Source organism: Planomonospora algeriensis, assembly GCF_977012225.1.
The window spans coordinates 1-1342 of record NZ_CDRNDK010000859.1 but is presented as its reverse complement, the minus strand read 5'-3'; the positions used below and the strand labels follow the sequence as shown (position 1 = coordinate 1342).

1 protein-coding gene is annotated in these 1342 nt (G+C 70.7%); it reads left to right on the top strand.

Annotated features, from left to right (window positions below; genetic code table 11):
• Positions 1-153: 153 nt before the first annotated feature.
• Positions 154-1299, top strand: a complete 1146-nt coding sequence (locus tag ACWJ6R_RS36415) for an ISAs1 family transposase (RefSeq protein WP_449066561.1) — start codon at positions 154-156, stop codon at positions 1297-1299.
• The last annotated feature ends 43 nt before the right edge of the window (positions 1300-1342 follow it).

Sequence of the window (1342 nt, the reverse complement as noted above, 5' to 3'; positions counted from 1 at the left end):
CCAGGGCGATTTCAAAGTAGCCCGGCTGGGGTGATCATCACCTGGCGTCCCAATCGACCGCCGTCACGTAACGTGACACCGAAAAAAGGATGACCTTCCGTCTGTGATCATGGGAGTTCTCACGCTGCCACGCTCACGACAAGAAGGTCATCGGTGCCAGTCTGCCACGCCCAGACCGAGATCCCGTCACTGCTGCAGACTCTGGCGGCGATCCCCGACCCGCGCGACCCGCGCGGCGTACGCCACCCGCTGGTCGCGGTGCTCGCCGTCGCGGTGGTGGCGACCCTGGCCGGAGCGGTCAACTACCGGGAGCTGGGCTCGACCGCGGCCGATCTGCCCGCCTGCCTGCTCACGATGCTGGGCTGCCGCCGACACCCGGTCTCAGGCCGGCCCATGGCGCCCAGCGGCGCCACCCTGCGACGGGTGCTCATCACCCTGGACGCCGACGCGCTGGACGCGGCGGTGGGCGCATGGCTGCGCGCCCGCGCGGCCTGCGACGAGAACGGCTGGACGATCGCGCTGGACGGCAAGGACCTGCGCGGATCCTGGAACGCCGACGGACGCCTGGTGCTGTTCTCGGCGATGACCCACCGCCGCGACGGCCAGGACGCCGTCACCATAGGACAGATCCAGGTGCCCGCCGCCACCACCGAGACCACGCAGGTCCGCATGCTGCTGAAGATGATCGGCACCGATGCCGCCGGGGCTCTGATCACCGCCGACGCCGCGCACACCTGCACCGCGACCGCCCGCCACCTCGTCGAGCAGGCCGGCGCCGACTACCTGCTGACCATCAAGGGCAACCGCTCGTCCCTGCACGCCGCCGCCGTGGCCGTCGGCCGCGCCCTGATCGCCGGCCGTCCCCAGGACGTGACCGAAGCGCGCGGCCACGGGCGGATCAACCGGTGGAGCACCTGGGCCGCCGATGTCGACGACACGCTCGGCCTGCCGTATGCCGCCCGCCTGGCGGTCATCCGCCGTGACGTCGCCGACCTGGCCGGAGGTCCTCTCAGCAAGGAGGTCGCCGTCGTGGTCACCAGCCGCGCCGGCCTGTCGGCGGCCGAGATCTCGGCGCACGCCCGCCGCCACTGGGGCATCGAGAACCTGGGGCATCGCGCCCGGGACACCGTCTGGCGCGAGGACGACCATCAGGCATATCTCGGCAGCGGTCCCCGGGTGATGGCGACCCTGCGCAACCTGGCTCTCGGCCTGTTCGGCCTGCAGGGCATCACCAAGATCAAGGAGACCGTGCAAGCGATCGCTCGGAAGCCCATCCGCGCCCTCCCGTTGATCACATAGCGTCACGCCGGGCTATCGGCGGTCCGACTTTGAAATCGCCCTG